The sequence below is a fragment of the Thioalkalivibrio sp. ALE14 genome (assembly GCF_000376845.1).
Taxonomy (GTDB): domain Bacteria; phylum Pseudomonadota; class Gammaproteobacteria; order Ectothiorhodospirales; family Ectothiorhodospiraceae; genus Thioalkalivibrio.
The window spans coordinates 58,049-82,266 of record NZ_AQXY01000021.1; the positions used below are offsets into that span (position 1 = coordinate 58,049).

Below are 24,218 nucleotides of genomic sequence, written 5' to 3' on the forward strand. Positions count from 1 at the left end.
GCGTTTGGGGGTCGTGGGGCGCGAAACGGGCGGTTCAGGCCGCCACAATCCCGCGATAAAGCCCGTCGATTCGGGCACTGATCTCATCGACCATATTGGGCTGAAGCTGGCCGTTGAGCCGCGAGCGCACGCGCAGGCGCTCCGGCGACTCGCCCACCAGCCGTTCTTCGAGGATCGCCGTGGTCGCCGGATCCTCGCACCAGATGCGCGCGATGTGCGAGCCCTGCACGTGGAGCCGCAGGCGCCCGCAAGCCCCGCGGGTCTCGAACACATGGTTGTCGCGATTCACGCGGATGCCGTCGCGCACGGACGGCGAACCCTGCCCGTCGGCCAGGTCCTCCAGTTCCTCGAGCCCGACGGTCAGCCATTGCTCGATCGTCTCCGGATCCGGATCGACGGCACGCACGGGACCCCCGAAACGACGTTCCAGGACCGCCCGCAGTGCTGCCTCCACCTGCGCGGGCTCCGGGGGGTGCAGGCACTGGCGGGCGCAGTCGGTCATGCCCGTCTCCAGGGCCGGACGCAGCCAGTCGCGGTAACCCTCGCTGGGCGCGTGCACGCAGGCCAGAAAGCGCTCGACCGGGAAATGCCGCAGGAAGCTAGCGCCGAAGACGCAGCCCTCGTCCAGCGTTGCCGCGCCGGTGCCCATGATCTTGCGCCCCTGCACCCAGACGTCCTGCCCCCGGGCCTCAACGCCTTCCAGCCCGAGTTCGCGCAGGACATCCATCGCGATCCCGAGGCCCATGGCGAACAGGTGCCGATGGCCCCGCGCGAGGACATGGCGCGGCTGGATCAGGAAAAAGCAGGCCTGGTCGGCATCCACCCAGACCGAACCGCCCCCCAGGGGGCGGCGTACCACGGGCACCCCTTGCTCGGCGCAGGCCGCCAGGTCGAGATCGGTCCCGGCATCCTGGCTGGCCCCGACCGAGATATGCGGCTCGTGCGCGTGCGCCCACAACAGGCGCGGCGGCGCGTCCGGTGCGGTGGAGGCCGCCAGACCCGTGTAAAGCGCGTGGAGTTCTTCGGCGGACCGGGCCCCGGCGTCGATCCACTCCGGGGTTACCGTGGATGCGACCAAGTGTCAGCCCTCGGTCTTGCCCTGCCCGGCGCCGGGGTCGTCGGCCTTGTCCTCCTCACCGGGCTGATAGAAGTAACGGAAATAGAAGTCACTGCGCGAGAGGTCCTCGTACAGCTTGGCGCGCTCCTCAACCCCGCTGCGCATGATCTCGACCATGGCCATGGCCTGCTCGCCATCGATGATGTGGATGCCGCCGGTCAGTTCCTGATCGGTGTCGAGGAAGTGCGCGGCCAGCTCCTCCGGCTCCTGGATGTAGACCAGGAAGGACTTGCAGTCGGGATCCTCAAGATCCAGGGGCTGCATCACGATCTTGCCCAGCCAGGCCAGACGCGCCACCTGGTTAAACTGGTGGATATCGAGCTTCTTGCCCTTCTTGTACTTGTTGAGTTCGTTACGGATCTCGCCAATGTTGGCGATCTTCATCGATTTCATGGATGTGCATCCTGCCGCGAGTGTTGCGGGAGCATAAAACAACTGCCTGCCGCGAACGTAAAAAAACCCCGGCAGACCGGGGTTCTTGAGTGGGGCACACGGGAATTCCGCACCCCCTTGCGCCATTCCATGGCGCAGGCGGTCTCCAACGGTCTTACCACTGGAAACCGGTATCCTCTTCTTCGTAACCCGCGACTTCCTTCAGGGTCTCCTCCAGGGCGCCGGGCGAGCTGCGCAGCCGCATGAAGCTGTTGTCACCCAGCATGCGCAGATCCGGGAAGTGCAGGGCCTTGCGGAAACGCATGTGCAGGGCCTCGACCTCGCCGCCGCGGACCAGGATCTCGATCGGCACCGTCGCGGTATGGCGGAACTCGCCCACGTCCACGATGCCAAGCTGGTGCAGATCGGCCGAGTCCTGGGCCGCCCCGTCGGACTCGCGCACGGCCACACCGATCACGGTCACGTCCTGGCCCGGAATATCCACCCGGTAGATCTCGCTGACCCCCGCGACCCGGTTGCCCAGGTTGCTGTCCAGCTCGCTCAACGCGCCCCTCCGGTTGCCATGACTGGCCAGCTCGTAGGGCGCATCGAAGCGCTCCATGCCGAAGGTGTAGCGATAGCGATTCAGGTCGCGGTCGCTCATCCCGTCTTCGGAACCGAACTCCCGCTCGGCACCCAGGGTGCTGGCCAGACGGCTGGCGACGCCCGTTACCGGACGGTCCAGACGATAGGCGTGACGGAAATACTCCAGGTTGTTGTAGCTCACCTGAAGCTCGCCATCGACCGCCGTAACGGCCACCCGGATCGGGGCGATATACCCGCCGCGCTCCTCGGAACCGGCGACGGACAGCAGGTCATCGTGGGTGACCACGACCACATGCCGGTCGTCACTGACCGGGTACTCGCCCAGGAACCGGAAATCTGCTTCCTCCAGGCGTTCCCGCACACTGGCGGCCTCGGCGGAGACATCCGTCCCCGCTTCAGTGTAGGCCAGCACGAACGGACGGTAGTTGTCCGCCGCCACGGTCTGGCTCGCCGCGAACAGCGCAACCGCCGCGAACATGCCGACGGCACGGACACTCCGGCGCAATGCGTGGATTGCTCGCATGGCATCCTCCTTTGAATTCTCTAATAAGTTCGAGCGGAACGCTCGGCAGGAAAAAGGGCCCGGAACGCACCCCCCGGTGCGTCACGAACTTCAGAATCACCCGCCCTCCTTGGCGGATCCGGCCTTCCCCTCAAGACCGGCGCGCCCCTCCCGGACGCGCAATACCGAAGCCCGCGGCGGTCAGGCGACCGCCCCGGACCTCCCCATCAGAACCGGTACGCGTACCCGATCTCGAGCTCGTACTGCTCCATCTCGATCTTCACGTCCGTTCCCTGCTGCATCATATGCGCACCGGATACACTCTTGCTCGGTGCATACATGGCCGCGAAATTCAGCTCATGCTGGCCGAATGCCTTGGTGAATCCGGCGGTGAAGTGATCTTCCATCACGGCCGGCGCCAGGATATTGAGCGTTACGTCACGTGCATGGATCGGGTTCTGTCCCCGGTTGTAGCCCACACGCCAAGTCCAGTCGTTGGCCGTTTCGAACTGGGCACCAAGCTTGAATACCCCGATGTCGCGCCAGCCGAAACCGGGGCCACCTTCGGCGCCGAAGGGCATACCGGTCATGCTCGGGTTGGAGATCGAATCAATCTCGGAATAATTGATACGCGTGTAATCGGCGGAAACCGTAATGCTCGGCGTCACGTCAACGGCAATACCCAGACCCAGGGTCGATGGGATGTCGAAGCTCCCTCCGTCTGCAAAGAGCCCGCTGTAGTCATCAAATTCACTGTTCCGGATTTTGGTTCGGTAACTCCCGCCCAAGGTCACGGACTCGGCAAGTTCAGCCTGGAAACCGATCTGCGCCCCGTACCCCCAAGTGGTATCAGTGCCATTGTTAGTGAGGTTCTCGGGGTCGCTGCTCATCCCCTGAAACGCGCCCAACCCCTTCGCGCTGAAACGCTGGTAACTGATAATCGGACTAAAGCCGACGCTGAAACCGCCGTTCGCCGATTGCTGAGCGTAGGTCGGAATAATCGCCAACTGCTCCAGGTCCACACCAGCCGGCCCTCCGCAGAAGATCCCGCCTCCCCCTTGGTCACAGTTCGAATCACCGGTCATGTAGCCGGGATAATCGGTATTCATGCCACCGTTGCCCAGCAGTGCGATACCCCAAGAACGGTTGCTATCAATCTGCTGCACGTAGCCGAACGAGGGAATGAAGAAGTCTTCACTGCCGGAATCAACCGTCATCGACCCCATCTGGTTCTCGAAGGTCACGGAACGTTCGGGGCGGAAGTAGGCGAGGGAACCGTCGATACGGCTTTCCATGCCGGCGATGCCGGCGGGGTTGATGCCCGGGGCGTAGGCGTCCTGGGAGATCGCCATGCCGACGCCCCCCATGCCCTTGGCCTTGGTGCCGTAACCGTGGGCGAAGTAACCGTTGGTGGCGTGGGCGACGCCGGCGGAGCCCATGGCCAGGCCGACCGCGATCGTCACCAGGCTGCGGCGAATAATGCGTGCTTCCATTTTGTATCTCCTTTGGTGGTCTTCTTGTTGTCTTGTACGAACACCCCGGTTCCGCGCGGCCCCCTTGTATCGCCGCCGGTCCGGTCTTGGTGGTGTTCCCACGGCCCGCGCCACGGTGACCGACCGTGCCGCGAGTTTTTCGGCAGGAGTGTTCAAGGGCACTCACACGAATGGCCTTGATAACCCTGCTCGAAACCTGAATATTCAAAAAACCTTATTGACCCCCTAACGTGCGAAAGCCCCGGGGGTGCCGGGGCTTTCGCTGGATACTACCACTATCAATTTCAGGCTGTCTTCTCGTCTTCCGCCTCGTCGGCGTCGAAGTCGAAGGTCCCGACATCCTCCCCGGCCATCTGCCGCTGGACGAACCCGACATCGGTCGAGTTCAGCGCAAACGGGAAGGACAGGATGTCGGTCGGGCTGGAATCGCCGTACGGGCGGTTGCAGGCCGAGACTTCCTCGTCCGACTTGCCGGGGCAGCCGGAGGTCTGGAACGGCTTGCCGGAGGCGATCAGCTCCTCGACCTCGGACTGCGGCAGACCGAAGTCCACCACCTGGCCGTCGGCATTGAACTTCATGTCGTCGATGCGGCCACCGGCATAGTCGATGACGAAGCGACCCAGCTGCACGCGGCGCCACTGGTCACGCGGGACCGGGTTCCAGTCTTCCATCAGCGAGCCCTCTTCCGGGAAGAAGGCAAACATGTGGTTGTGGCCACCCAGGTCACGGATGCGCTGGCAGACCTGCAGGATCTCTTCCTCGGTCTCGCCCATGCCGCAGATCAGGTGCGCGCCGAACTTCTCGGGACCGAAGATCTCGGCGGCCCACTCGATGGACTGCCAATACTTGTCCCAGGTGTGCGGGCTCTCCACCGATTTGCCGCGGGTGCGCTCGAAGATCTCCGGGGTCACCGCGTCCAGTGCGACGGTGAAGATGTCCGCACCCTTGTCGCGCAGGAGCTGGAGGTCTTCATAGCTCATGGTAGTCGGGTTCGACAGGATCGACACCGGGATATGATTGACCTCGGCGACCCAGCGCTCCAGCAACTCGACGGTGTCGGCATCGGAGTTCGGGTGCGTGATCATGGAGATACACATGCGCTCGAACTGGCCGGCGTCGGCGTGGTTCTTCACGCGTTCGATCACCTCGTCGTACTTGGCCGTGGGCCAGTCGACGCGGATGAAGTTGCGATCGGCGTAGTCGCGCGATTCCTCACGATGGCGGGCCAGGCCGCAGTAGGAGCAGTTGGCGCGGCAGCCTTCCGGATAGGTCACCAGGAGGTTCAGGCAGTGCGTGCAGGACGTGCGATGCATGGTGCCCGGCACCAGGCCCAGCGTGATCGCGGCCGCGGTGGACATCTGCACGTACTCCGGCGAACGCATGTCCGGGGTCTTGATGTGATAGTCGGGCCGGTAAAAGTTGATCGGCGCGACCATCTCCTCTGCACTTGCACTCATGGGGTTCCTCCAGCGTTGTCTCGGGGATGCCAGGCATCCGTCGACCGGGGCCGATTACGCGGCCCGGTCACCATCGTTGAAATACTCGGAAAATGCAATCCATCCGCGGCGCTGGGTGGCATCTTCCTGCGCCCGCGGGGTTCGCCAGTGTTCGTTGAGAAAGGCACGCCGCTCGCAGGCTCGGTCCAGCGCCGGCCCGTACTGGTCGCGCATCTCCTCGTCATAGTCGGCGAAGGCCTCGTCGTCGCCTTCCAGGTGGCCACTCGCGGCCTCGCCCGCAGCCTCGCCCGACACCACGGCTGCGGCGATCCCCGCCCCGGTGATCGGGTGGGTCAGGCCGGCGGCGTCGCCGACAAACAGCACGTCGCCCGCCACCAGCGAGTCGCGCAGTCCGCCGACCGGGATCGCCCCGCCGGTGCGGTAACGGATCTCCTCGCCCAGCAGGCCCTGCTCCACCAGCTGGCCGTGCAGCGACTCGAGAGGCTCCTTCAGATCACCGGCGATGCGTTTGTCCGCACCCAGGCCGAGGTTGGCCCATTCGCCCTTGGGGAACAGCCAGGCGTAGCCACCCGGGTAGTCGTCGGACAGCCAGACGTCGGTGGCGGTGTAGGCCTTTTTCAGCGGTACGGTGTACTGACGGGTCTGCACCGTCGGGAGGGCCGGCAGCCCCAGCGACTCGGCCACCGGAGAATGCGGGCCGTCGGCGGCGATCAGCACGCGATACTCGACCTCCTGCTCCTGCCCCTGATGCTTCACCCGGGCGACGTGGCTCTCGGCGTCCACTGCCACCAGCGGCGTGGAGGTGACCAGCTGCGCCCCGTTCGCCTCGGCCGCGCGGATAATGGCGCGGTCGAACTCACCGCGATCCACCATGAGGCCAGGGAAGTCGGAATGCTCCACGGCGCCGGACGGCAGAAAACTCTGCATGGAGTCAATGCGCTGCAGCAGCACGCCCTCGGGCTTCGCGTAGGCACCCATCGGGTTGGGGATAAACTCGGCGCACTGCACCGGCTCGCCGAAGGCCTTGTTGCGCTCCACCGCGAGCACCGACAACCCGGCTGCGGCGCACACACGCGCGGCGGAGGCGCCGCCGGGCCCCAGCCCCACCACCAGCACATCCACCCTGCCCGGCAGCATCAGCGATGACTCCGGACGAGGATCATTGCGCGGCGGCCTCGTCGACCTCGGCCTGCGCCAGGGCGGACTGGATGGCGGCGATGAAATCATCCGCCGTCAGCTGCAGCATCTCGACATCGCGCTCGGCGAAAAAGGCGCGGACACGATCTTCCATCTCGGCCTGCGGTGTATCACGCAGCGCGGCTTCGAGATCCGCGATGGTACGGGCCGGTTTCACGAAGATATCGCCGGTAATCCAGAGCTGCTTGAGGCGCTTGCGTTCGGGATCCAGCGCCACACCCACGCGCATCAGGCCGCCGTCGGACTTGAAGATGCTCTCGAACATCGGGGCATCGGTCGCCGGGCGGTTGCGCTGGTAGACCCACTCCTCGGTATCGATCTCGGCCAGCGCCTCGTCGAATGCCTCGCGTTCTTCCGGCAACAGGTCCGCGGCCTCGGTGCGGACACCGAACTCCTCGGCGAAGGCACGCGCGATGGCGTCCTTCACTACGTCCAGTGCGGGCATGTCGTCCAGCAGCGTGGCGAGGTTCACCACGCGGTCGCGGGCGGATTCGATCGCCTTGTTGGAGAGCTTCTCGGCCGGGATACGCAGAATGCGCAGCATGTCCTCGACATCGAACTCGATCAGCAGCGTGCCCTGGTACATGATCGATTCGCCATCGAAGGCGCCGCCGGTACCGGAGATCTTGCGGCCATCGACCTCGATGTCGTTACGCGGGCGGAACTGCGCGTCCACGCCCAGCGAGCGCATGCCCGCGGCCGCCGCGTTGCAGATGCGGGCGGCGATCTGGCCCATGTCCGCCGTGCCGAGGAAGCGCTTGTCCAGGTACAGCTCCCAGCCGAGCTGCGTGGCATCGAAATAGATCGCACCGCCGCCGGTAATGCGCCGCTGGATCGCGATCCCGTGCTCCTTGCAGTACTCGGTGTTGATCTCCTGGTCGACGTTCTGGTGAAAGCCCACCAGCGCGCAGGGCTCGAACTGCAGGAAGCGCAGGGTATGCGGCGAAACGCCTTCCTGGTGACACTCCAGCAGCGAGCGGTTGAAGGCCATGTTCTCGGCCGCCGGACGCAGCCCGGTATCGAGGATACGCAGGGTCTCTTGATCGCGTTCAGGCATGACAGCCGCCCCCGGCCGCCACCTCGCCGCCCTCGGTCACGATGCGAATGCCGCCCAGGCCCTGGCGCGCCTTGCGTTCCTGCTCGCGGCGACGGGTCTCCTCGGCCACGATGGTATCGAGATCCAGCTCGACACCGCTCCCGGCGCCGGCATCCTCGGCCATGACCTCGTCCCCGACGGCGATGGAGCAGCAGGCCGGCGTTACCCGCACCTTCTTGCCCAGACGGGCCGCCAGTTCAACGACACCCTCGGCCGGATGCGCAATCCCCGAAAGCCCCGCCATTACGGCGTAGCTGTCGATCTGGCTCTTGGCCTCGCCCGGCGGACGCGCACAACCCAGCAGCAACGACGTATCCCCCAGCCGCTCGCGGGCGTCGTGGAAGAAGCGACCGACCGCGTGCACGTCGGGGGTTTCGAACGGCCGGCTGGCCGGAGCGTAGAACGGCATCACCACCACCAGCACCACCGCATCCGGCAGATGCCGCGCCAGCATCTCCAGCGCATTCCACTCACCCAGGAGCTTGCCGTAATGCAGACCGATCACGATATGCGGGACGACCTTCATGTTGGTGTTCACCAGGCTCTCGAGGGTTCGCTCGAAGTCGTCGACACTGCGGCGGAGGTGATAGACCTGCGTGATCGTATCCTGAGCGCCGATCACGTCCATCATGGCCGCATCGATCCCGGCCTGCTCCATCGACAGCGCAATGTCGTCGTCCACCAGCGCGGTGTGCATCGCGATCCGGAACTCGGGGAACTCGTCCTTGATGCGACGGATCGTCGAGTAATAGGGGTCGTACTCCACCTCGTTTCGGTGGTTCGAGCCGCCGGTCAGCAGCATCCCCTGGGCACCCGACTCGATCACGCCGTTCACCTGGCGCCAGAGATCCTCCGGGGTGCGGACGGGGATCATCGGTTCCAGGATCTTGGCCTTGCAATGATCGCAGGCCAGCTTGCAGTCGCCGCCGGTGATCGACATCGCCGGCCAGGCACTCTTGCCACAATCGGCAATCTCGCTGGACTGGTAGGACTTGAAGGTCGGGGTATAGAAGTGCACCGAACCCGGGTCCCCGGCGTGTCGCAGGCTATGCTGGAGGTCATCAACCAGCGACGGATCGACAGGGACATCCTCGAGGGGCTCTACCCGCTGGATCACATCATTCCAGCTCATCATGGGCATTCTCCGGGTCGGCGAATTTCTTGAAGGTTTTACTCGGGTATTACCGAAAAAAAGGGGCCGCCGACCTCAAAGGAACGGCGGCCCGGACCGGAACCGGGATCAGCAGCCGCCGAAACCGTCCGCTTCCATCTTGGCCTCGAAGGCCGCCAAGGCATCGGAGCCGGTCTTCAGATCGCCGATTTCGCCGTCCCAGTCTTCCGGCTTCAGCTTGATCAGCCAGCCTTCGCCGTAGGGATCTTCGTTGATCAGGCCCGGGTTCGCCGCAACCTTGTCGTTGGTCTCGGTGACTTCACCGGTGACCGGGGTCTTCGCCGGGCCCACCCACTTGCCGGATTCGACGGTGGTGCAGGACTTGTCCTTCTTGACCGTCTTGCCGACCTTCTTCGGGGTGTAGGACACAATCGTGCCCGCCAGCGAACAGGCGTAGGAAGTCAGGCCGACCGTGGCGGTACCGTCGCCTTCCTTGCGCACCCAAACGTTGTTTTCAACGTTGTACATCAGATCTTCCGGAATATCACAACCCCGAACTGCACCCATGTCTTCCTCCAGGAATATTCAAATAAAGCGGGAAAATTAAAACGTTATCGTTTTATCACTGCGTAGAATCAGGTCGGCTAGCTCGCTCGCCCGATTGACTGCATCGACTTCGTCGATGAGATCCGAAGACGCGTCGATTCTATACCCCGGCAGCGCGGGCTGGCAAACGTGCAGCCGCACTCCGGCGCGTTTTGCGTCCTGGATAAAATCCTTGATCAGCTTGCCGTCCTCCATGGCCCGCAGATCGTCTGCCACACCCTTCTCCATCAGGCGCACACCTTCCATCGTAAAGAAGATGTACACGTCCACATCCATGGACGCCATCACGGAACCGAGATAGAACGGCGTGGCACAGCGCCCCGGCGTCGACGGGCCCGAGGTCATGATGATCACAACCAGCTGCTCGTCGTTGTCCAGGTAATAGTCGTCGTCGAGATCCGCCATCGTATCGCTCACCGAAGTTTGCGCTGGCACTGGATGTCGTCATCCTTGGCCCGCTTGCAGTAGCCCTCTTCCGCCTTGTCCCCGGTCAGGAATTCCTCCAGCGCGGCTTCCACGCCGTTGGTCGGCTCCACCCGGGCAATCCAGGCGTTGTAGGGATCGGAGTTCAGCAGCACCGGGTTCTCCAGGACCTCGTCATTCCCCTCGACGATCTTGCAGTCGATGAAATTCGGGATCGGGCCCGCCCACTTGCCGCTCTCGATGGTGGCGACGGGCTTGCCCGGCGGGCGCCGGGTACCCGGGCGTCGCACACGCACATGGATGATCTTGCCCGCAATGGTCTGCGACAAATCCGTCATCCCGACCGTCAGGGTGCCGTCGTCCTCGCGGCGCAACCAGATCTGGAACTCGTCGTCGTAGAACAGTTCAGGGTGAAACTCGCAGCCGTTGCAATCCATGTTTCGCCTCGTTCCCGGGACCGAGCGGACCCGTGCCTCCACAAAAAACGGGCGCCAGGCGCCCGTCTTCTGAACTTATCGATGGGCCATGCAGGGCATGGAGCCAGGGGTCAGATGACCCCCTTCTCCTTCAGCAGGCCGATCGAGTCACTCACGTTTTCGTGAATGCCCAGCTTGCGCGGGGACAGGCCCATGGCCAGACCCAGCAGCTGCGTGAAGTACAGCACCTTGACGTCGGTCTTGATACCGAACTCGGTCTCGGCCCGTACCTGGTGCATCTCCAGACCGGAGTGGCAGGTCGGGCATTCGGTGGCGATCACTTCCGCCCCGGAGTCCTCCGCCGACTGCAGCAGGTTCAGCACCAGCTGGGTCGAGGTGTCGGAATCCGACAGCGTATGCGCACCGCCACAGCAGGAGGTCTTCAGCGGGTATTCCACGTTGACCGCGCCCGCGGCGCCCAGCAGGTCATCCATGAAGTGCGGCTGGTAGCTCGACTCGGAACCCGGGCCGTTGTCCTTCTCGGGGAAGATCTGGCGCGGACGGGTGTACATGCAGCCGTAGTAGTTGGCGACCTTGATGCCGTTCAGGCTCTTGGTCATCTTCTGCTTGATGCCTTCCGGGCCGAGTTCTTCCATCAGCCATTCGAGCAGGTGCAGGGTACGCACGTCGCCGCTGTAGACCGGATCGTCCGACTTGCGCGCCAGGTCCTGGACGGTATTCATCGCGTCCTCGGAGGTGGCAGTCTCGTACTCGGCCTTCTTGAGGTTGTGGTAGCAGCCATTGCACGGCGCCATCACGGTATCCATGCCCATCTGCTCGGAGGCGATCGCCATGTTCCGCGCCGACAGGTAGGTCTGAAGCATGGGATGAACGTTCTTCACCTCCATCGCGCCACAGCAGTTCCAGTCGCGCAGGTTCTCCATCTCGAGACCCAGCGCCTTGACCAGCACGCGGGTGGAGCGGTCATACGGGCCACCGGAGCCCTCGAGCGCGCAACCCGGATAGTAAGCAACCTTAGCCATGAGCGGCCTCCTTCTGTTCGCGCACGTAGTTCTTCAGTACGTCCCCGGTCTTGCCCCAGGACTTGGTGCGCGGCGTATGAATCGTGTTGAAGCCCATCGTCATCAGGTGCTTCACGGGCAGGTGCTTCATCATGCGGAAGACGAAAACCTTCAGCCATTCCTGCAGCAGCGGCTGACCTGTCTTCTTGAAGAAGTTCTGCATGACCTTGCCGTCTTCGATGCGGCCGGTCTTGTAGATCTGATCGGCGAACTCTTCGTCGAAGTGCGTGGACGGGGCCTTCTCGGTGATCCCTTCCTCTTCCATCCAGTGCGCCAGCGCCTTCATCACGCCTTCGGGCTTCACGTCCTTCGGGCAGATGTTCGTGCACTTGTTGCAGGACACGCACTGCCAGATGATGTCCTTGTCCTTGACCAGCTCTTCCTTCATGCCCAGACGGGTCAGGTAGATCCAGTAGCGCGGATTGAACTGCACGTTCTGCGCATACATCGTGCAGGAGTTCGTGCAGGAACCACACTGCCAGCAGCGGTGGACGTTCTCGCCCCCCGCAAAGCTCTGAATCTTCGCCTCGAAGTCGTCGTCGTAGTCGCGAACCGTGCGCGGGGCGATCATGGTGTTCCAGTGCCCGGACACATCCACCCCGTCGACCACCAGCTCGTCGTGCTGCTGGAGTCGTTCGTCTTCGATCAGTGCCTTTTCATGTATTGCCATGACGTCTCTCCGAAAACCTGTGTAGCCAGGCTCAAGTTCGTTCCGTTATTCAATGCAGCGACGCATCGGTTCCTTTCAGGCGACCTTCCGGGGAATCGATCCCCAGCATCTTCACGGCCAGCTCCAGCGGGTCCTGCTTGGCCCCGAACTGGTTGTCGATCATCCCGAGACTCATCGACAGGGCCCGGGCGTAATCCGAATAGGCCTGCACCCAGACCAAGTCCGTCACGAACGGCAGGTCGCGGTAGAAGCCCTCTTCGGCGAGCGCGTCGTAAAACCAGCGTCGTGCGCCCTCGATGGCCCCGACCGAGTCCCCGATCGGGATGGACCGGAGCGTGTCGTTCCCGCGGATGAACTCCCGCAACGCCCCGGTCGTGGTCGACGTATCCCAGACCCAGCGGCACGCAAGTGGCATCGCCTCCGGATCCGCGAAGTGCAGGATCTCGGCACCGAAGTCCCAGATCGCCCGACGCAGCTTTTTGTCATCGGCCGCCAGGTCCGCAAAGGCCGCCAGGCGTTCGTTGACATCCATGTCCGGGCGAGCCAGGCCCCGCACGCCGTCGACCAGGGCCCCCTGGCGCTCGGCCATCAATGACCCGAGCTTGCGACGCACCGAGAACACCAGCCCGCCCAGGGTGCGAACATCCTCGGCATCGATCTCGTCGCCCTTGGCGACAATCGCCGCGAACACTTCGTGCTTGGATCGCAGCGCCTCGATGAAAGTCTCCAGCCCATCGACCCCGCCCGCTTCGGCGATGGCCTCGCGGAGGCTGGATAGCTTCGTCGCCAGGATCTCCTTGTCGAAGCTGACCTCGAGCGGCTCCGGGGCAAGCCCCGCAGCCGCTTCGTCGCTGACGACCTCAGCCGGCTTTCTGAACCAGCGCATGCAGATCCGCAACCGCGCGGCCACCAGCGGCGGCACCCTGGGCGATCGAGTCATCGATCGTCTCGGGACCATAGGCCGCACCGCAGGAGTAGATCCCCTTGCGGGTGGTGCCACAGGTGTTGGTGTACTGCTCGGCGCGCTCCAGGAAGCCGTGCTTCTCGAGACCCACGCCGAACACCTGCGAGATCTCGGGATTGTCGGCATTCGGATCCATGCCGATGGCATGCACGACGATGTCGAACGGGATCACGATCGGGCGCTTGACCAGGGTGTCCTCACCCTTGACCAGCAGACGACCGTCGCCGGACGCGGTCACTTCCGCGATACGGGCCTTGACGAACTTGGTTTTGAACTCTTCCTGGGACTTCCAGTAGAACTTGTCTTCGTACAGGCCGAAGGTCCGGATGTCCATGTAGTAGATGAACACATCGGTTTCCGGCGAGATCTCCTTGATCTCCATCGCCAGGTTGGCGGACACGGTGCAGCAGATCTTGGAGCACCACTCGCGGCCGATCTGGCGGTCACGGGAACCGACGCACAGCAGGATGCAGACCCGCTCGGGCACACGGCCGTCGGACGGGCAGGCGATCTTGCCGCTGGCGACCATCTGCTCCATCTGGGTGGTGGTCAGGACGTCTTCGTACGTCCCGAAGCCCCACTCCGGCTTGTTGATGGAGTCAAAATGGGTGAAACCGGTGGCCAGCACAACGGCACCGGCCTGGACCAATTCGCCGTTGGTCAGGGTCGCGGTGAAGTTGCCGGCTTCGCCATCCAGCTTCTCGACCTTGGCACCCTTGTGCACGGTGGAGTTGGCATCGTCTTCGACGCGCTTGACCATGCGGCCGATGGCGTCCTTCGCCCACTCGCCGGAAGGCACCAGCTTGGCGTAACCCGAGAGGATCGGGGCACCGCCCAGGACGTCTTCCTTCTCGACCACCACCGCCTTGTAACCAGCGGAATTCACATTCGCGGCGGCGGCCAGACCGGCCGGGCCACCACCCACTACTAGAACGGTATCTTGCTGCATCAGACCTTGCCCCCGTAAGCGAGTTCAGGATTGTAGAGGTATTCGATATTGCCGGCCTCGACTTCCTTCAGGTATTCCTGGAAAGTCTTCTTGGCCTCGGACCAGGACATGCCCATCTTCTCGACCAGATCCTCGCAGGGCGACGCGTGCCACTGGAGCTGGACGATCTTGAACGGGTCCGCGCCGCAGGCCAGGGCCGCGAACTGGACTTCCGCCATGATCGGAATCTGGAAGTTCTGGTTGTGGGCCTTACCGATCCACTGGTTCTTGTCCATCGTCGTGACACAGCCGGTGTCGTTGGCCAGCATCACGTCGGCGTTGGCTTCCTCGCGGGCCACGCGGATCTTGCGATCCATCGTGAACGAGCGGGTGAATTCACGCTCGGAGATGATGTGGCGGAAGCCGAAGCCGCAGCAGTCGTACCAGGTGGAGTAGTCGATCACCTGCGCACCCAGAGCCTGGGCGGTGGAGGTAATGATCGCGGTACGGTTGCCGCCCAGCACGGACGGATCGTACACCGCGTCCTCGTGGACCATCTTGTAGTAATGGCAGGCCACGTGGGCGGTGGTGCGGATGTTGGACACGTCGATGGTCTGCAGCTCGGAGGCGATGCGGTTACGCATCACGTGCACCCACTCGGAGTAGTGGATGATCTCTTCCGGGATGACCAGCTTGCCGTCGACCAGGCGCCCCAGCTTGCCGAGGATCTTGGTGACCTTCTCGCGCAGCTCGGCGGATTCGACCAGGTACTTGCGGATCTCCTTGTAGTTACCGAAGGATGTGCCGCAATGCACCAGCGGGAAGAAATGACCCAGCTCGTGGCCGTGCTGCTTGCCGGAGACGTACGCCTGGTGGAAGTTGCGCAGGAATACAGCGGCGAGCGACTCGACGTTCCCGATACCGGAGCCGTGATAGTTCCACGCGGTGCAGGAGGTCTGGTCGGTCTCGTCCAGGTAGTCCTTGCCCGGCTCGAAGCCGAACTTGTTCATGAACCACAGCAGCGAGGTCGGATAGCCCGGAATGTTGCCGCACTGGCCACAGGACTTGTGATGCCACAGCTGCTTGGTCGGGACCTTCTTTTCCCAGCCGAACAGGGTGTTCACCGTGGCCGGCTCGTGGTCATCCCCGATGCGGTGGATGATGAGCTGGCCGTCCTTCTCGAGCTCGTACATGTGCTCGCGGACGTCGTCCATGCGGTCGCCGAGGTCGATGGTGCGGCGGTCGACGTGCTTGCGCACCCAGTCGGTGGCCTTGACCGCGTCTTCCTTCGACAGGTCGGTCGACTGGAAGAAAGAGCCGTGGCCGGCGATGCCCTGGCCGTCGGTGTTGTGGTAACCGGGCTTCATGGTGCCAGCACCGGCACCTTCGCCGTTCTGGTTGTGGTTGCCTGGGGTCTGTTCACTCATAACGCTTCTCCTGATGTCTTGGATGCGGGAGTCGGGCGACGAATTACTCGTCGTCTTCCTCTTCCTGCTCCTCGAGCCAGTCTTCGTAGTCCTCGCGCTTCTCGTCGATGAAGTCTTCGATCACGTCGAAGAGGTTCTCGTCCATCAGCTCGAGGGACTTCAGGACCCCGGTCATTTCCCAGATGGTGTACATCTCGACCGAAGTCTTCAGGGACACTTCCCAGGCGGTCTCGACCGTCTGCAGCGTCTTCACCGGAATCGCCTTGCGCAGGATGCGCAGGTCGCCTTCCACCTTCTGGATGTTGGGACCCCAGTCGGGGAAGTGATCGGGCTGGATCATGTCGGGCGACAGCTGGTTGCCCGTGGTGATCAGCTTGAGCATGACGCGGCCGAACGGACGGAGGACGTCCTTGGCGGACTGCATCTCGTGCTTGATGGCCACTTCGCGCATGATCGCGACCAGGCCACCGGGGGAGTTCTTGAACGGGCAGCGCGCCGCGCAGGTCATGCACTGGGCGCAGGCCCAGATCTTTTCCTGCATCGCGTCGTAGATCTGCTCGACGTTTTCGGTCCAGAGCAGCTGCACGATCTCGCGCGGCGAGTAATCGTAGAACTGGGCGGACGGGCACGTGGCCGTGCAGATCCCGCAGTTCAGGCAGCCGTTAAGCTCGTGGTCGTAGCGAAAATCCCCGCGAATATCGTCGAAGATTTGCTGCATCTCAGCGTATGTCGCCATATCTCACACCTCTTCGCTTTAGGCGATGCAGGTTTCTTGTGAACCTTGCGCAGCCAGCCTAGACCTCGTCCAGGCACCAATCCAGTTACCGCATGGCAACCGTCGTTATTCAGGATTCGGGGCGGCCAACCCTTGCGGATTGCCGCCCCGAATCAAGCGTTTGAAACGCTTCAGGCCTTCTTCACGAGGAAGTAGAACTTGCCGCCTTCTTCCTTGTGTTCCATCAGCTCGTTGCCGGTCTGCTTGGCGAAGGCCTGGAAGTCCTTCACGGCGCCCGGGTCGGTGGCGATGATGTGCAGAACCTGGCCGGCGTCCATCGCGGCGAGCGCCTTCTTGGCGCGCAGAATGGGCAGCGGGCAGTTCAGGCCGGAAGCATCGAGTTCTTGGTCAAAGTTGGCCATCGTTTCTCTCCTTTGAGTGCGTTTTATCAGTCGGGTACTGCAGTCCGGATCGGGGCCTGAACGCGGCAGCCACGATCGAACGATTACCTACCGAATTCCCCCTTATAGGCGAAACGGAATCGGAATACAACCGAATTCTAATCCGGGCTTACCACCGGCTTGCCCGTCTGTGCCCAGCCTACAATGCCGCCGCGCAGGTTGTTTGCGGTGTCCACACCCTGCTGCGCAAGGAACGCACAGGCCTGGGCGGACCGCGCCCCGCTCTGGCAGTAAATCACCAGGGGCGTATCGTCGCCGGTGAACTCGTCCTTGCGCATCGGCAAGGTCGCCAGCGGGATCAACTCGGCGCCCGGAATAACGCCGCGGCCGGTCTCGCCTGGCGAGCGCACGTCGAGGAGGCGAAAGGTCTTGCCTTCGTTGCGCCACTGTTCCAGTTCGTCCGGGGTGATCTCGGTAAATCCGTACACGCTGCGCTCCGGGTGTCCTTTACTCGTAAAAGCCGTACTCTCGCGAGAGCCGCCGAATGGTGCGGACGGCACATGAGTGGGCGCGGAGCATAGCGAAACCCGGCACAAATGCAAACAAGACCAACTGCCGCCGGGTGGATGGTCGCCCGCGGCAAAAACTTCTGCTATGGTCGCTCCCGCTTAAGAAAACGCTGATGCATACTGATCAGCTTCATTGCTTCGCGGAGGATATCCCGGTGGACAAGAGCGAATTCCAGGTGGACGGCCATTACGCCGTCACGCTGAAAGACGAAAACGGCAAGCTGCGCCCCGCCAACATCTACGTGCACGACATGCAGGACAACTACATGATCGCGCGCCGGACCTCCGGTGGTGATGTCGGTCTGCTGTTCAAGATGAGCTATGACGACATCATCAAGAAGGTCCGGACCCACAAGGTTCTGGACCGCAAGAAGTTCATGGTCCCCGAGGCGATGCTGAAGCCGAAGCTGTGGGAAACCCGTGACAGCATGCGCACCTATTCGTCGGCCCCGGGGCTTGGCAAGTAATCACGCCCCCCGGCATGACCGCATGAGGGGGCCGGCGCCCGCCGGCCCTCGCGGCATGCATGCACTACTTCATTTCCTGCTCGCCAGCGTCCTGGTGCTCGCGAGTCTGGCGGCCCCGCCCGCCCAAGCAAGCGGTGTTTCCCTGCCCGATCTGGGCGAAGCCTCCGGGGGTGTACTGACCCCTGCGGAAGAACGCGAACTCGGTCGCTCGCTGTTGCGCGAGGTGCGGCGCACCGCGCCTCTGGTGACCGATCCGGAAGTCGTCTTCTATGTCGACTCGCTGGGGCGCCAGCTACTGGCGAATGCCCCCAGCGCGGACGGCCCGTTCTACTTTCTGACCATCGACAACGACCAGGTCAACGCCTTCGCCATGCCCGGGGGGATCATCGGGATCCATGCCGGACTGATGCTCGAGGTCCGCGACGAGGCGGAACTCGCGGCCGTCATGGCGCACGAGATCGCCCACGTGACCCAGCGTCACCTTGCGCGCATGTTTGCCCGCGGGCGCGAAATCAACTTCACCACCGGGCTCGCGATCCTCGCCGGCATCCTCGCGTCGGCGGTGGATCCCACACTGGGCTCGGCCGTCATTACCGGGGGCGTGGCCGGCGGGATCCAGCAGCAGATCAACTTTACCCGTGCCAACGAGGCCGAGGCGGACCGCGCCGGAATGCAGATCCTCCAGGGCACCGGCTTCGACCCCCACGCGATGGCCGACTTCTTCGAACGTCTCCAGGAGCTCTCACGCGGGGTCGGCGACCAGGTCCCGGAATACCTGCGCACCCACCCGGTAACCCTCGACCGCATCACCGATGCCCGCAACCGGGCCAGCCAGATGGCCGCCACCGACACCCGCGAACGCGGGCCCGAGTTCCAGTGGATGCAGGCGCGGGTACAGGCCCTGAAGGACCCGCGCCGCACCCTGCAACGCTTCCGCGCGACCGACTCCCCCTCCCCTTCACAGCGCTACGGTGCGGCAGTGGCGCATCTTGAACGGGGCGAGGCCGGCCGCGCCCGGGAACAGCTCGAGCGTATTGACGCCAAGGACGCCCCCGGGCTGACCCTTGAACTCGCCTTCGCCGCGCTGCTCCGCGAGGAGGGTCAGCACAAACAGGCGCTGGAACGCCTGCAGGATCTGGACGCGGTATACCCCGGCCATCCCGTGATCCGCGAACGGCTGGCCCGCGTTCACCGCGACCTCGACCAGCCCGACCGCGCGATTCGCATCCTGTCCGACATGATCCGGCAGGAGTCCGCCCCCAACCCGGAGCTCCTGCGCCTGCAGGCCGACATCGCGGACGCGGCGGGGTATATTGCAATCAGTCGCGAGGCCATGGCCGAATACTTCTTCCACCGCGCCCAGTACGAAGAGGCGGTACGTCAGTTCGAGGCCGCCATGGACGCCTCGGATGCCAGCGAGCGGGACCGCCAGCGTATCGAGGACAAGCGCGACTCGGCGCGCGAGACCGCGCGCGAGGCCCGCGAAGGGCGACGATAGCCGCCCGCAAGGGAATGCGCTCCAACGACGGATCGTCTAATCCGCGTCGCAACACATTCTTTACTGTCACTCCCCATCAACCCGGAACAGAGAGGTAGGATTCCTCATGCACATCTCACGCCGAGAATTCATGCAGTTGCTGGCCGCCGCCAGCGCCGCCGGTTTCCCCCTGGGCACGACCGCCTGCAGCAACAACAAGGGCGGTACCGCGGGTGACCCGTATGACACCCTGGATCGCTTCGGCAACGTGCATCTGCTGCACTACACCGACTGCCATGCCCAGCTGAAGCCGATCTACTTCCGCGAGCCGAACATGAACCTCGGCGTGGCCAACATGCGCAACCGCCCTCCGCACATCGTGGGCGAACACTTCCTGAAGCACTACGACATCGACCGGAACAGCATCTACGCGCACGCCTACACCAACCTGAACTTCATGGAGGCCGCCGAACAGTACGGTCGCGTCGGTGGCTTCGCGCATCTGAAGACCCTGGTCAACAAGCTGCGTGACTCCCGGCCCAACGCCCTGCTGCTCGACGGCGGCGATACCTGGGGCGGCGGTTCCGGCTCCGCGCTGTGGACCAACGCGCAGGACATGGTCGATGCACAGAAGCTGCTGGGCATCGATATTGCTACCGGGCACTGGGAATTCACCTATGGGGCCGACCGCGTCGAAGAGGTCGTCAATGGCGACTTCGCCGATGCCGGCATCGACTTCGTCGCCCAGAACGTGCGCGACGTGGACTGGGGTGACCGCATCTTCAAGCCGTACGTGATCCGCGAGATGAACGGCGTGAACGTGGCCGTTGTGGGTCAGGCCTTCCCCTACACCCCGATTGCCAACCCGCGCTGGATGGTCGAGCAGTGGTCCTTCGGCATCCGCCCGGACGACATGCAGGAGACCGTTAACGACGCGCGCGCCGAGGGTGCCGAGATCGTCGTCGCCTTGTCGCACAACGGCATGGACGTCGACATCAAGATGGCCGGCATGGTCGAGGGCCTGGACGCCATCATGGGCGGCCATACGCACGACGCCGTCCCGCAGCCCCTGCCAGTGGAGCGCCCCGACGGCGGGACCTGCCTGGTCACCAACGCCGGCTCCAATGCCAAGTTCGTCGGTGTGCTGGACTTCGACTTCCGCGACGGCGCGATCAAGGACTGGGAATACCGCCTGGTGCCAGTGTTCGCCGAGATGCTGCCGGAAGATCCCGCGATGGCCTCGTTCATCCACAACATGCGCAACAGCGAGGTCACCTGGAAGGGCGAGACCTTCAACATGGAGGACAAGCTGTCCGAAGAACTGGCCGTCACCGACGACCTGCTCTACCGCCGCGGCAACTTCAACGGCACCTTCGACCAGCTGATCTGCGATGGTCTGATCGAATACAACGATGCCCAGATCTCCTTCTCCCCGGGCTTCCGCTGGGGCACCACGGTGCTGCCGGGCATGCCGATCACCTTCGAGCACGTGATGGACCAGACCGGCCTGACCTATCCGGAGATGACCCGCAACACCTTCACCGGGGCCCAGATCAAGGACATCCTGGAAGACGTGGCGGACAACCTCTACAACGCCGACCCGTTCTATCAGCAGGGTGGGGACATGGTCCGCGTCGGCGGCCTGAAGTACGCCATCGACCCGACCGCCGAGATCGGCAACCGCATCTCCGAGATGGAACTGGACGGACGGAAACTGGACGCCGACAAGGAATACGTCGTGGCGGGCTGGGCCAGCGTGCAGGAGAGCGTTCCCGGCGGTGTCGGGGTCGACATCTGGGACGGCGTCGCCGATTACCTGCGCAGCCAGGACGGCAACGTGCGTATCAGCGACCTCAACGAACCGAAGATCAAGGGCATAGGCGAGGACAACCTCGGTTTCATCCCGACCACCGAGGACATGTACCGCAGGTCCTGATCGGCTCGCACCCCATCCGGGTCCGTCCCGGAACGAGAAAGCCCCGCTCATGCGGGGCTTTTTTGTGCTCGCATCCCGACCTTGCGGCCGTTCCTACACGTTCACCCAGCGCCCACTGGCATCGCGACAGGCGGTCCCGGTAATCGTCTCGGGGTATCCGTCCATCGTGGCCTGCACCTGGTACTCGCGACAGTCCTGTCCCGAGGAACGGTAGGTCCGGGTGGGCGTCGCCTGGTACTGACGCCCGGTGTTCGGGTTGCGCCAGGTCGAGCTCTGCCGATCCGGTACGGTCTCCAGCGTGCGCGACACGCGCATCCGGTCCACATCGTCCATGCTGCGCCCCACGGAACCGCCAACCGCCGCGCCCGCCAGAGTCCCGGCAATGATGGCCGCGGTACGCCCGCGCCCGCCCCCGATCTGGCTGCCAAGCGCGCCACCGGCCGCGCCCCCGATCAAGGCCCCGGTCTGCTGCTTGCTGATCGTCTGGCACCCCGCCAGCCAGGTCACCGAACCCACCAGCACCAGCGTCAAAAGGATTCTGCCCTTCATCTTCAACCTCCCGACGGCACAAGCCGCCTCGATCCGCGAACACGCCAACAGGCTACGCCCGCGGAACTGAATGGAAGGTGAAACCAAAGCCCGAGCCCGTGCTCACCCAGGTGCCAGACACACCGAAGGGATACGCCGTCTGCAGCGAAGCTTGTCGGGAAGTCACCGAAAAAGGAAAAGAAATGGTGGGCCGTGTAGGAATCGAACCTACAACCAATGGATTAAGAGTCCACTGCTCTACCAATTGAGCTAACGGCCCCCGATACAAGAAAGGGGATGGGGTGACCGATGGGACTCGAACCCACGACAACCGGAGTCACAATCCGGGACTCTACCAACTGAGCTACGGTCACCACCGTGTCACTGTACAGCTACTTGCGCGAAGGGCGGCTCTGGCGCGCCCGGCAGGACTCGAACCTGCAACCGTCGGCTTAGAAGGCCGATGCTCTATCCGGTTGAGCTACGAGCGCGTTACCGCCGAGCATTGGGGCCATGCTGCCTGATTCGGGCCTGCCTGCAAGCCTTGGCCGGGAGCCATGGTCGGGGTAGAGGGATTCGAACCCCCGACATCCTGCTCCCAAAGCAGGCGCGCTACCAGACTGCGCTATACCCCGTCGAGCCGTCCCCGCAAAAGGGCCTACACAGCGAGCGCAGGATGGTAGCCCCGGCGCGGGGCCCCGGTCAAGATAAAGGTGGAAATTCGGACCGGGTGAGCACTATCGGCCTGCCACTCGTGATAACGTCAGAACCACACGTTCGCAAGGCCGCGACGCAGGGGAAGACGGATGCTCAATTGGGTAGCCAGTACGGCCATCGTGCTGGGGGCAACAGGCCTCCTCTATGCCCAGTGGAAGCTCGCCCAACTGCTGCGCGAGCTTCCGGAGAGCCGCGTCCGCACGGGCTGGAAGACGATGACCCTCCTGGTCCCGGTATTCACCCTAGCCTACTTCGGCTACATTCCCTTGAACTGGGGCCACTATCAAGGCCTGCCGGACCTCCTCGTCCCGGTGATCTTCCTGCTGGGCGGGTGCTTCGTCTGTACCGTCGTCGCCCTGACCCACAGTTCCGTGGAAAAAATTCGCCGCATCACGCGGCTGGAACATGAATCAATCACCGACCCTCTGACCGGCTTGTTCAACCGACGGCATATGGACCGCCGGCTTGACGAGGAAGTCTCTCGCGCGCGGCGGTACGGCCAGCCCCTCTCCGTAGTGATGCTGGACATCGACCAGTTCAAGCCGATCAACGACCGCCTCGGCCACCTGGTCGGCGACTACATCCTGACCACCCTCGCCGACCGCGTGCGGATGGTGCTGCGGCGCTCCGACCTGGCCGCGCGTTTCGGCGGGGAAGAATTCATCATCATCGCCCCGCACACCGATCTCGAGTCGGCAATGACCCTGGGGGAAAAGTTGCGCGACACCATCGCCGGCACCCCCATCACCCTGACCGGCCACCAGGCCGCCCCGCCCTGCGCCCCGGACAACCTGACGGTGACGGTTAGTGTCGGCATCGCCAGCCTCTCCAACGATCCGCAATCCGTTGACACCGCCGAGACCCTGATCGCCCGCGCCGACGACGCGCTCTACCGGGCCAAGCAGGACGGGCGCAACCGCTGCGAGGCCAGCCCCGCTGCCACCGGCCTGTCAGCCGCCCTGTAGGCAACCCTCCGGCGTCCGCGGGCGGACCGGGTTCCCCGCCGAGGCGGCTTGAGCGTCCGTCCCCGCCGTGGGAAGATCGCGAGCATCCCTTCCAAGGCGAGAACCCATGACGGCCCAGCTCATCGACGGACGCGCGATCGGACAAAGCCACCGCGCACGGATCGCGACCGAGATCGAATCCATGACCGCCCGCGACCTGCGTCCGCCGGGTCTCGCCGTGGTGCTGGTCGGGACCAACCCGGCCTCCGAGGTCTATGTCCGCAACAAGCGCAAGGCCTGCGAGCAGGTCGGCGTGGTCTCGCACTCCTACGACCTGCCGGCCGGCACCCCGCAGACCGACCTGCTGGCGCTGATCGATCAGCTCAATGCCGACCGCACCATCGACGGCATCCTGGTCCAGCTCCCCCTGCCCGACCACATCGACCCGGAAACGGTGATCGAGCGCATCTCCCCGGCCAAGGACGTGGACGGCTTCCACCCGTACAACGTGGGCCGCCTGGTGGCGCGCGTGCCGCGCCTGCGCCCGTGCACGCCCTGGGGTGTCATCCAGCTGCTGCGGCACATCGAGGAACCGTTCAAGGGCCGTACGGCCTGCGTGATCGGCGCCTCCAACATCGTCGGGCGCCCGATGGCCCTGGAACTGCTGCTGGCCGGCGCGACCCCGACCATCTGCCACCGCTTCACGCCGGACACCGCCGCGATCGCGCGCCAGTCCGACATCGTCGTGGCAGCGGTGGGCAAACCGGGCCTGGTGAAGGGCGACTGGATCAAACCGGGGGCGACAGTCATCGACATCGGCATCAATCGCCGTGACGACGGCACGCTGACCGGCGACGTGGAGTTCGACGCCGCCGCCGAGAAGGCCGCCTGGATCACGCCCGTGCCGGGTGGCGTCGGCCCGATGACCGTCGCCATGCTGCTGGACAACACCCTGCGCGCCCGCGCCTTCGGGACCCACGAGGCCGCCTGACGCCTC

25 protein-coding genes and 4 tRNA genes are annotated in these 24,218 nt (G+C 64.0%); 5 read left to right on the forward strand and 24 right to left on the reverse strand.

Annotation, left to right across the window (positions count from 1 at the left end):
- Nucleotides 1-34: 34 nt before the first annotated feature.
- The 19 genes from F572_RS0103120 to F572_RS0103210 form a co-directional block, all read right to left on the reverse strand.
- On the reverse strand, nucleotides 35-1,078 hold the full coding sequence (locus F572_RS0103120) for a lipoate--protein ligase family protein (protein WP_017941157.1): 1,044 nt from the start codon (nucleotides 1,076-1,078) through the stop codon (nucleotides 35-37).
- Between the two features lie 3 nt (nucleotides 1,079-1,081).
- Nucleotides 1,082-1,510 (reverse strand): hypothetical protein, encoded by a 429-nt coding sequence (locus tag F572_RS0103125; protein WP_017941156.1) that lies wholly within the window; start codon nucleotides 1,508-1,510, stop codon nucleotides 1,082-1,084.
- Nucleotides 1,511-1,664: 154 nt separating this feature from the next.
- Nucleotides 1,665-2,618 carry a hypothetical protein gene (locus F572_RS0103130; RefSeq protein WP_026142926.1) on the reverse strand — a complete coding sequence of 318 codons (954 nt, stop codon included), beginning with the start codon at nucleotides 2,616-2,618 and terminating at the stop codon, nucleotides 1,665-1,667.
- 206 nt (nucleotides 2,619-2,824) lie between these two features.
- Nucleotides 2,825-4,090: an OmpP1/FadL family transporter gene (locus F572_RS0103135; RefSeq protein WP_017941154.1), complete on the reverse strand. Its 1,266-nt coding sequence runs from the start codon at nucleotides 4,088-4,090 to the stop codon at nucleotides 2,825-2,827.
- A gap of 284 nt (nucleotides 4,091-4,374) precedes the next feature.
- Nucleotides 4,375-5,547 carry a radical SAM protein gene (locus F572_RS0103140; protein ID WP_017941153.1) on the reverse strand — a complete coding sequence of 391 codons (1,173 nt, stop codon included), beginning with the start codon at nucleotides 5,545-5,547 and terminating at the stop codon, nucleotides 4,375-4,377.
- A 54-nt stretch (nucleotides 5,548-5,601) separates the two neighbouring features.
- Nucleotides 5,602-6,684, reverse strand: a complete 1,083-nt coding sequence (locus F572_RS0103145; protein ID WP_017941152.1) for an NAD(P)/FAD-dependent oxidoreductase — start codon at nucleotides 6,682-6,684, stop codon at nucleotides 5,602-5,604.
- A 22-nt stretch (nucleotides 6,685-6,706) separates the two neighbouring features.
- A complete protein-coding gene (locus tag F572_RS0103150) occupies nucleotides 6,707-7,801 on the reverse strand; it encodes a biotin/lipoate A/B protein ligase family protein (RefSeq protein ID WP_017941151.1) in 1,095 nt (364 codons plus the stop codon).
- Nucleotides 7,794-8,975, reverse strand: a complete 1,182-nt coding sequence (locus F572_RS0103155) for a radical SAM protein (RefSeq protein WP_017941150.1) — start codon at nucleotides 8,973-8,975, stop codon at nucleotides 7,794-7,796. Before F572_RS0103155 ends, F572_RS0103150 begins: the two co-directional genes overlap by 8 nt.
- A gap of 105 nt (nucleotides 8,976-9,080) precedes the next feature.
- A complete protein-coding gene (locus F572_RS0103160; protein ID WP_081601999.1) occupies nucleotides 9,081-9,518 on the reverse strand; it encodes a glycine cleavage system protein H in 438 nt (145 codons plus the stop codon).
- Nucleotides 9,519-9,554: 36 nt separating this feature from the next.
- Complete coding sequence (locus tag F572_RS0103165) at nucleotides 9,555-9,962, reverse strand: DsrE family protein (protein WP_026142925.1); 408 nt, start codon at nucleotides 9,960-9,962, stop codon at nucleotides 9,555-9,557.
- Nucleotides 9,963-9,970: 8 nt separating this feature from the next.
- Nucleotides 9,971-10,417, reverse strand: a complete 447-nt coding sequence (locus tag F572_RS0103170) for a glycine cleavage system protein H (RefSeq protein WP_017941147.1) — start codon at nucleotides 10,415-10,417, stop codon at nucleotides 9,971-9,973.
- A gap of 110 nt (nucleotides 10,418-10,527) precedes the next feature.
- Complete coding sequence (locus tag F572_RS0103175; RefSeq protein WP_017941146.1) at nucleotides 10,528-11,439, reverse strand: CoB--CoM heterodisulfide reductase iron-sulfur subunit B family protein; 912 nt, start codon at nucleotides 11,437-11,439, stop codon at nucleotides 10,528-10,530.
- A complete protein-coding gene (locus F572_RS0103180) occupies nucleotides 11,432-12,148 on the reverse strand; it encodes a 4Fe-4S dicluster domain-containing protein (RefSeq protein WP_017941145.1) in 717 nt (238 codons plus the stop codon). The genes F572_RS0103175 and F572_RS0103180 overlap by 8 nt, the downstream gene beginning before the upstream one ends.
- A gap of 49 nt (nucleotides 12,149-12,197) precedes the next feature.
- The gene (locus F572_RS0103185) at nucleotides 12,198-13,070 is read right to left on the reverse strand and encodes a hypothetical protein (protein WP_017941144.1); all 873 of its coding nucleotides are present in this window, start codon (nucleotides 13,068-13,070) and stop codon (nucleotides 12,198-12,200) included.
- On the reverse strand, nucleotides 13,009-14,037 hold the full coding sequence (locus F572_RS0103190) for an FAD-dependent oxidoreductase (protein WP_017941143.1): 1,029 nt from the start codon (nucleotides 14,035-14,037) through the stop codon (nucleotides 13,009-13,011). The genes F572_RS0103185 and F572_RS0103190 overlap by 62 nt, the downstream gene beginning before the upstream one ends.
- Nucleotides 14,038-14,060: 23 nt before the next feature.
- On the reverse strand, nucleotides 14,061-15,467 hold the full coding sequence (locus F572_RS0103195) for a heterodisulfide reductase-related iron-sulfur binding cluster (RefSeq protein ID WP_017941142.1): 1,407 nt from the start codon (nucleotides 15,465-15,467) through the stop codon (nucleotides 14,061-14,063).
- Nucleotides 15,468-15,510: 43 nt separating this feature from the next.
- Complete coding sequence (locus F572_RS0103200; protein WP_017941141.1) at nucleotides 15,511-16,185, reverse strand: 4Fe-4S dicluster domain-containing protein; 675 nt, start codon at nucleotides 16,183-16,185, stop codon at nucleotides 15,511-15,513.
- A 188-nt stretch (nucleotides 16,186-16,373) separates the two neighbouring features.
- A complete protein-coding gene (locus tag F572_RS0103205) occupies nucleotides 16,374-16,604 on the reverse strand; it encodes a sulfurtransferase TusA family protein (RefSeq protein WP_017941140.1) in 231 nt (76 codons plus the stop codon).
- Nucleotides 16,605-16,741: 137 nt separating this feature from the next.
- Nucleotides 16,742-17,071 carry a rhodanese-like domain-containing protein gene (locus F572_RS0103210; RefSeq protein ID WP_017941139.1) on the reverse strand — a complete coding sequence of 110 codons (330 nt, stop codon included), beginning with the start codon at nucleotides 17,069-17,071 and terminating at the stop codon, nucleotides 16,742-16,744.
- Nucleotides 17,072-17,265: 194 nt separating this feature from the next.
- On the opposite strand from F572_RS0103210, the gene F572_RS0103215 reads away from it, so the two are divergent.
- The 3 genes from F572_RS0103215 to soxB all read left to right on the forward strand — a co-directional run bounded on the left by F572_RS0103215 (nucleotide 17,266) and on the right by soxB (nucleotide 21,032).
- Complete coding sequence (locus tag F572_RS0103215; protein WP_017941138.1) at nucleotides 17,266-17,619, forward strand: hypothetical protein; 354 nt, start codon at nucleotides 17,266-17,268, stop codon at nucleotides 17,617-17,619.
- Between the two features lie 55 nt (nucleotides 17,620-17,674).
- A complete protein-coding gene (locus tag F572_RS0103220; RefSeq protein WP_017941137.1) occupies nucleotides 17,675-19,117 on the forward strand; it encodes a M48 family metalloprotease in 1,443 nt (480 codons plus the stop codon).
- Nucleotides 19,118-19,223: 106 nt separating this feature from the next.
- Nucleotides 19,224-21,032 (forward strand): thiosulfohydrolase SoxB, encoded by a 1,809-nt coding sequence (gene soxB, locus F572_RS0103225; protein ID WP_017941136.1) that lies wholly within the window; start codon nucleotides 19,224-19,226, stop codon nucleotides 21,030-21,032.
- A 93-nt stretch (nucleotides 21,033-21,125) separates the two neighbouring features.
- Here the strand turns inward: soxB and F572_RS0103230 are convergent, their stop codons facing one another.
- From F572_RS0103230 to F572_RS0103250, 5 genes are all read right to left on the reverse strand, one after another.
- Nucleotides 21,126-21,581, reverse strand: a complete 456-nt coding sequence (locus F572_RS0103230) for an RT0821/Lpp0805 family surface protein (RefSeq protein ID WP_017941135.1) — start codon at nucleotides 21,579-21,581, stop codon at nucleotides 21,126-21,128.
- A gap of 183 nt (nucleotides 21,582-21,764) precedes the next feature.
- Nucleotides 21,765-21,840 (reverse strand) — tRNA-Lys (locus F572_RS0103235).
- Between the two features lie 18 nt (nucleotides 21,841-21,858).
- Nucleotides 21,859-21,934: transfer RNA gene (locus F572_RS0103240), tRNA-His, on the reverse strand.
- 40 nt (nucleotides 21,935-21,974) lie between these two features.
- Nucleotides 21,975-22,051: transfer RNA gene (locus tag F572_RS0103245), tRNA-Arg, on the reverse strand.
- A gap of 67 nt (nucleotides 22,052-22,118) precedes the next feature.
- Nucleotides 22,119-22,195 (reverse strand) — tRNA-Pro (locus F572_RS0103250).
- 171 nt (nucleotides 22,196-22,366) lie between these two features.
- On the opposite strand from F572_RS0103250, the gene F572_RS0103255 reads away from it, so the two are divergent.
- Together F572_RS0103255 and folD are read left to right on the forward strand one after the other, a co-directional pair.
- Nucleotides 22,367-23,242, forward strand: coding sequence for a GGDEF domain-containing protein (locus F572_RS0103255; RefSeq protein ID WP_017941134.1), 876 nt, complete (start codon nucleotides 22,367-22,369; stop codon nucleotides 23,240-23,242).
- A 106-nt stretch (nucleotides 23,243-23,348) separates the two neighbouring features.
- Nucleotides 23,349-24,212 carry a bifunctional methylenetetrahydrofolate dehydrogenase/methenyltetrahydrofolate cyclohydrolase FolD gene (gene folD / locus F572_RS0103260; protein ID WP_017941133.1) on the forward strand — a complete coding sequence of 288 codons (864 nt, stop codon included), beginning with the start codon at nucleotides 23,349-23,351 and terminating at the stop codon, nucleotides 24,210-24,212.
- Nucleotides 24,213-24,218 lie beyond the last annotated feature (6 nt).